The following is a 6435-nucleotide window of genomic DNA, read 5'->3' as shown; positions in this document are numbered from 1 at the left end:
ATCACATCACTTGAGACTTTTGTATAAAAATGATGTTCTTGATTTTTGGAAAGATGGAAAGATGGCTTATTATTTTATTAAAGACGATGAAATCAAAGATTTTTTCTGTAAAAATCAAGAGGGATTTTGAAACGAGTGAAACGAGTTTCTTCTTGTCTTGATACTATAGAACAACACCAAATTTTATACGTAAATAAAGTACTATAAAATTTGGTGTATATAGGTATGTGTATGAATGTAGTTATGTTTATGTTGATACGTATACACATCATTATAGTGATAAGTGTGTTGATAGTTATTTGAATTGTTCTTCTATGATTTCTTGAAGCTCTTTATTACTTGTATTATCAAACTTTGAAATTCTGTTTAGTGCTAAAGTGCCTAATAGATTAACTGGATTACTTGGATAAAGATTATTACCTAATGCAGATTCTATTTCCGTTTTAGTAAACATATAAAAGAGATCTCTACCAATTTTTCCGTTCAACTTTTGAGACAGTAAAATTTTAAGTTTATTAAAAAAGTGCCATTGAAAAATAAAATGCTTAAATTCCATGAAAAGCATTGTCTCATCACTGCCTCTATTTAAGTCTTTTTTCATTTGTCGTATAAATGATTCATAACAATAGCTAGGAATGAGTAATTGAGTTTCTTGTGACGTTAGATAATATTGTTGATTAAATGATTCAATTTCACCAGTGTTAGTTAACTTTGCTAGATGTTCACCTATATTTTTAGCGTCAATATTATCTTGAATGTCGCTAGTATAATTTGAAATCTCATTGATTGGAAAATCTAAATAGTTACATAGTGTCTGAATATCTTTAAAGTATAACTTTTTAGGATTTTTATATAAATTTTTCAATGTTGATAAAGGGATTAATGTATTAGAACTTAAGTTATTTAAGCTAATATTATGACACCTAAAGTATTCAAGTAACTTTTCAATATTATGGGATGTGAATAGTCCTTGATCATATTTATGGGTATTGACTTCTAATAATAAGCCAATGGCATGCTCTATTTTTTCAACGCCATTTTTCAATGCATCATTCGATATAGGATCACGATGATCGGTAACTGATAATATACCTGCTGAATCATGTTTAATGACTAAACCACTATTATTTTTGTATAAATAATTTGGATAATGGAACTTAAAAGTATTTAAAGCTATTTCACATGTTGAGTAATCAATAACATTTTTTTCAAAGTAATCGTAATAAACTCTTTGGATAAAATCATACTTGGGGAATGAAATCCAATCCTGTTTATTAACTAAATTAAAATGAGATATAAGCTGAGAAAATTGATGAACTCGTGTTCTATTTTCATCAGGCAAATGACAATATTTCGTAGTTTCATTTTGGAAGTAGTCAGTGAAATCCTGATTATATTCTGGCCATTTTTTATATAGTAAATCTTGAATTGTTAAATTAAAAAAGCAACACATTTCATCAACAACATCAAATTTTAAATAAGTCTCATCACTTTCAATGATACCTATTTTTCTTTCTGTATAATATTTCGTTTTAAAATATTTATTAAGTGATTTTGCCAATTTCTTTCGAGATAGTTCTTCGTTAAGACGTTCCATTTTTAGTTTATAACTTAGTTTTATTTTGAACACTCCTTTTGTTATAGATACATCTTAAATATAATATAAAAATTAGTGTTTTAAATGTTTGATTCGGTATGTTTTTCATACCATGTAAGTAAAAAAACTATATGGATTTTATGAGCGTTTTAGAAAAAACGTGAAAATCGGTAAATATTTGGTAAGAGCATAAGGAGAATATGCTATCATTTGAAATGATAGGTCTGGCTAAGCCAGACATTCCAAGGGTTTAAATGGTTTGTGTTATGATATCAAAAAAATAGAAATGTCTCACTTTCGTGACACAACATATTGTGTTTGTCTCACCTTTGTGACACGATATATAGAAAATGTCACAAAGGTGAGACACCCTTTTTTGAAGGCATAATACTTTAATATCATTCTGGATTTAGTTTAAATTTCAAAATAACCTTAGTAAGTATATGTACGTAAAACATAAAAAAATAAGTAAAAAATTTAAAAAAAAGGAGTTCAAAATAATGAAGAAAGATTTACTAATTAGAGATGTAGATAGTGAGTTGTTAGATCGATTAAGTAGATTGGCTAAAGATAAAAATATATCAAGAAACAAATTAATTTTAGAGACTTTAGAGTTATTAGATCCACTTGAAAGTTATCAAAAATTATATGCAGAACAGTCACATCAGCAAGCACAAAATACAAAAGTTTTAAAAGAAGTTGCGAATAAACAAGATAAAATTTTAGCATTGCTTGAGTCAGTAGAATATTAATATTTATGGTATTTTTGTTTGAAAAACAGAGGAATATATTCTATAAAAACTTTTAAAATTTTATAGAGTATTTAGTACTATGATAAGTCTAATTAAAAAAAGGTAGGATATATAATGAACTTTTTTTCTTTTGTATATGAGATGTTAAAATTATTGTATTCACATTTTTCTTTCCCTATAGTTATATTGATATTTATATTACTTTTTAAAAAAGACATCCATAATTTGTTTCAAAATATCAAATCATTTTCAATAGGAGATTACTCTATTGAAGTAGATGTATCGGAAAAAATTAAAGCAACTTATGATTCAATTTCTAGTATTTCAGTTGAAAAATATGGGGCCGAAATTTTAGATGAACCCACTAATTTAGAGGATCTGGTGGACCCCAAAAGGATACAATTGATGAGTTTAAAATCATACATCTTAAAAGTTATACAATTAACTATTATTTAGAAAATGGTTGGTTAGATACTGTAACTAAATTATATTGGGCTTATAGTCGCAGGATAGAATGGGATGAAAAAATGATTGAGAATAAGGAGCGTCCTTTATCGGAAAAGCGTGATTTATATACTGAAAAAGAAATGGGTAAAGAGATAAAAAGATTATATGATTTAGTTATTCAAAATCCTGATATTAAATGGTCTTATGAAGATGTTATGACATTTAGGAAATTGATAATGATTGCAGTTAAACCAATGTTTTTTTCTTAAGAAGACAGGAAAAAGTAAAATGTATTGAATCTATCTATTAAAATTATTTTGAGTAACAAAAAAACTACTATGAAGCATTTATTAGCTTGATAGTAGGATCAGAGAAAGGAATAGTCTATATGAAATACTTCACTTAGGCTTTATAAACACTCAGCAAAGTATTTTAGTTCTCAAAGTAAGATTTAGCACCTCATTACTTCATTTATAGTATATCGAAACAATAAAATTTAATAAAATAATCGAAGATTTATGTGTTATAGTGATAAGCTTTTGCATGTAATGAAATACAGTGTTGAAAGCATTATTTATTAATATATGTGTAAAATATATTTGTGTAAAGTACATTTGTGTATATTACACAAATGTACTTCATTGCTCTGATAAAAATGATTGGGCATTAGTTAAATAAGTAAACTTGTATATTTATTTAATTGTTTATTTCAACAGGCTTTTTAGGTATATATTGCATACAGTATGCAAATAATTAGAAAAGTGATGTGTAAGTTATACAAATGTAATTAACACATGTGTAACTTACATTTGTGTATAAAATATATAAGAAATACAGATTATTAAAGCGATAATGGTAACTTAATATTTGTGAGGATTAACTTCCTAATATTTTTTGTTATATGTTCTGTTATAAGTGGTTTTCATAATTCAACTTATCGGAAGTATATATGCTTACATGTTTACAGATGATATAATTATAGAGTCGCCTATCTCTCAGGCGTCAAGTTGACGTAGAGAGGAGGTGTAATTATGCTTGATAACTTTGTTCACATCACGACCACGGCAGCGAGTGGTTGTATCGTAGCGTTATTTGCGCATTGGCTACGCAATCGCAACGATAAGAAAAAATAGGCGACCTTTAGCCAACACCTAAAAAATCCCCTCACTACTTCCGATAGTGAGGGGATTGGTGTATTATGCTTAATAACTTTGTTAAGTGCATTATAACATCATAATTGGTAGGAATGCAAAGTGATTAAATTAGCAGAAGAGTATACTATATTAAAAAAATCCAAAATTGGAGGTAGGTAAGCTGTGAGTACATATGAAGAAGAAAGAATAACAATAGGTGTTAAATTATAGTGACCAGCAATATGCGATTATAAAAAGTGTATTAGGTGAAAATGCTTATAATAGGCTCATTGAAGATATAGAAGGAGTAGTCAAAGATAAAACAAATAGCATTTCTATAAAAATTCCGGATGGCGGCGATTTCTTATTTATAAATACTGATTCTATAGCTTTTATAAATATTGATAAACAATAATTTAAAATAAAAAAGTTAACGATAACGGTCATTATGTAAATTAAGAAGGGAAATTAAAATGAAGAATAATTTTAGTAAACATATCATACTAGATAAATTAAATTTTAATAGAATGCATAAAAATATAGAAGATATAAATTCTATATTTAGCAAGAAAATATCCGAAGCAATAAAAGATATAAATTCTAAATACAGTAAGAAAATATCTGAATCAATAGAAGTTTTAGCTAAAAGTATACCTAACTTAGATGAATTTAAAGATGCTTTAGATAGTTTTATTGATAATACAACTACAGTAAATTCAATTTTTATTAACTATGATTATCCGCCAATAGATTATGTAGATATAAATGAAGTTATTAATTATGTTGAAATGAATTCAAATCATCAGGAGGTAACTAAAGAAAATATTAATTTGATAATGACAAGGTATTTTGATGAAATTCATTTTAATCATTTAAAAAGCCAAGTAACCACTTACAAACTACCTCAAGAAGATATTACTATATTAAAAGAGATTTTAGATGGATATAAGCATGAATATTATTATCTTATAATACCTGCATTATTAGCAAGATTAGAAGGTATGATATTCAATTCAGTGAATTATAAAGGAAGAACTAATTATCGACTCTTTAATATTGTAATTGAGGAAACGATAAACAAGTACAAATCTAAGCATGATTATTATGTTGATGCTGATTACGTCAAAATCAAAGAATATTATAAATTTAAATTAAAACGAAATTTTGAATTTGGTGAAAAAAGGATGAATGAAATTAATAGACATTCTATTATGCATGGTTATGATAATCAGTATGGAACAAAACAAAATGCAGTAATATTATTGCTACATTTCGAGTATCTTTATCATTGTTTAGCAGAATTAAATGAAAATGATAAACAAGATATTCGTAATAAAATGTTGAAATAGTAAACTAATTCAATATTTTACATGATTAGGGTACACTCTAATCATATAATAATTTAGAAACACTATATTAAAAGGTTAGTTTATTTGAAAGTAACTTTTAAAAGGCATACTATTAAATTAACTAAAACAAGGAGGTTTTATCAATGAAAGCAGCAGTTTGGTATGGTCAAAAGGATGTACGAGTTGAAGATCGAAAATCTAAAGAGTTACAAGATAATGAGGTTAAAGTTAAAGTGTCTTGGGCTGGCATTTGTGGGACAGATTTACATGAATACTTAGAAGGCCCTATATTTATTTCAACAGACAAACCTGACCCGTTCCTTGGCCAAAAAGCGCCCGTTACATTAGGCCACGAATTTGCAGGTGTAGTAGATGATATTGGTTCTAAGGTTACAAAATTTAATAAAGGCGATCGTGTTGTCATTAATCCTACAGTTTCAAATCGTGAAAAAGAAGAAAATATTGATCTTTATGATGGTTATTCATTTATAGGTTTAGGTTCTGATGGTGGATTTGCAGAATTTACAAATGCCCCAGAAGAGAACGTTTATAAGTTACCAGATAACGTTTCTGATAAAGAAGGCGCTCTTGTAGAGCCAACAGCTGTTGCAGTTCAAGCAATTAAAGAAGGTGAAGTTCTATTTGGCGATACTGTTGCTATTTTTGGTGCAGGGCCAATCGGTTTATTAACAGTCATAGCAGCTAAAGCTGCAGGTGCAAGTAAGATATTTGTTTTTGATTTATCAGAAGAAAGATTGAATAAAGCTAAAGCGATTGGTGCTACTCATACTATAAATTCCGGTGAATCAGATCCAAGTGATGTTATTAATAAACATACAGATAATGGAGTTGATGTAGCATTTGAGGTAGCTGGTGTAGCGCCAACACTTAAATCTGCAATAGATGTTACTAAAGCAAGAGGTATTGTTGTTATAGTTTCTATATTCGGCCATCCTATTGAATGGAATCCAATGCAATTAACAAATACAGGTGTAAAGCTCACTTCGACAATTGCTTATACACCTACTACATTTCAACAAACAATAGATTTAATTAATGAAGGTAATTTAAAAGTTAAAGATGTCGTTACTGATGAGATAGAGTTAGATGATATTGTGGAGTCAGGATTTAAACAGCTTGTAAACGATAAATCACAA

General features: G+C 27.8%; 8 protein-coding genes. 7 read left to right on the top strand and 1 reads right to left on the bottom strand.

All coding sequences use genetic code 11. The features are described from left to right. A partial coding sequence (locus KA830_RS12945; RefSeq protein ID WP_210134297.1) for a helix-turn-helix domain-containing protein occupies positions 1-130 on the top strand: 130 nt, incomplete at its 5' end. 165 nt (positions 131-295) lie between these two features. On the opposite strand, the gene KA830_RS12940 is transcribed toward KA830_RS12945, so the two are convergent. Beyond that, entirely contained in the window at positions 296-1597 is a 1302-nt protein-coding gene (locus KA830_RS12940; RefSeq protein WP_167868212.1) for a helix-turn-helix domain-containing protein, read from the bottom strand. 500 nt (positions 1598-2097) lie between these two features. On the opposite strand from KA830_RS12940, the gene KA830_RS12935 reads away from it, so the two are divergent. The 6 genes from KA830_RS12935 to KA830_RS12910 all read left to right on the top strand — a co-directional run. Continuing rightward, a complete protein-coding gene (locus tag KA830_RS12935) occupies positions 2098-2349 on the top strand; it encodes a hypothetical protein (protein ID WP_238929026.1) in 252 nt (83 codons plus the stop codon). A 527-nt stretch (positions 2350-2876) separates the two neighbouring features. Then, positions 2877-3065: a hypothetical protein gene (locus KA830_RS12930; RefSeq protein WP_203217289.1), complete on the top strand. Its 189-nt coding sequence runs from the start codon at positions 2877-2879 to the stop codon at positions 3063-3065. A gap of 762 nt (positions 3066-3827) precedes the next feature. Beyond that, the gene (locus tag KA830_RS12925; RefSeq protein ID WP_002495781.1) at positions 3828-3929 is read left to right on the top strand and encodes a type I toxin-antitoxin system Fst family toxin; all 102 of its coding nucleotides are present in this window, start codon (positions 3828-3830) and stop codon (positions 3927-3929) included. A gap of 217 nt (positions 3930-4146) precedes the next feature. Further along, complete coding sequence (locus tag KA830_RS12920; RefSeq protein ID WP_071561892.1) at positions 4147-4344, top strand: hypothetical protein; 198 nt, start codon at positions 4147-4149, stop codon at positions 4342-4344. A 58-nt stretch (positions 4345-4402) separates the two neighbouring features. After that, positions 4403-5278, top strand: coding sequence for a hypothetical protein (locus KA830_RS12915; RefSeq protein WP_107377005.1), 876 nt, complete (start codon positions 4403-4405; stop codon positions 5276-5278). 143 nt (positions 5279-5421) lie between these two features. After that, the coding region (locus KA830_RS12910) for a 2,3-butanediol dehydrogenase (protein WP_210134296.1) at positions 5422-6435 on the top strand (1014 nt) is incomplete at its 3' end.

The sequence above is a fragment of the Staphylococcus sp. GDY8P119P genome, from assembly GCF_017892075.1.
Classification (GTDB): Bacteria; Bacillota; Bacilli; order Staphylococcales; family Staphylococcaceae; genus Staphylococcus; species Staphylococcus ureilyticus.
The sequence above is the reverse complement of the archived record's forward strand: the minus strand, read 5'-3'. Positions and strand labels throughout refer to the sequence as shown.

What these genes read in the sequence shown, in the direction of transcription:
- KA830_RS12935 (WP_238929026.1), top strand. Translation starts at nt 2,098, where the DNA reads ATGAAGAAAGATTTACTAATTAGAGATGTAGATAGTGAGTTGTTAGAT.
- KA830_RS12930 (WP_203217289.1), top strand. Translation starts at nt 2,877, where the DNA reads ATGATTGAGAATAAGGAGCGTCCTTTATCGGAAAAGCGTGATTTATAT.
- KA830_RS12940 (WP_167868212.1), bottom strand. Translation starts at nt 1,597, where the DNA reads ATGGAACGTCTTAACGAAGAACTATCTCGAAAGAAATTGGCAAAATCA.
- KA830_RS12925 (WP_002495781.1), top strand. Translation starts at nt 3,828, where the DNA reads ATGCTTGATAACTTTGTTCACATCACGACCACGGCAGCGAGTGGTTGT.
- KA830_RS12915 (WP_107377005.1), top strand. Translation starts at nt 4,403, where the DNA reads ATGAAGAATAATTTTAGTAAACATATCATACTAGATAAATTAAATTTT.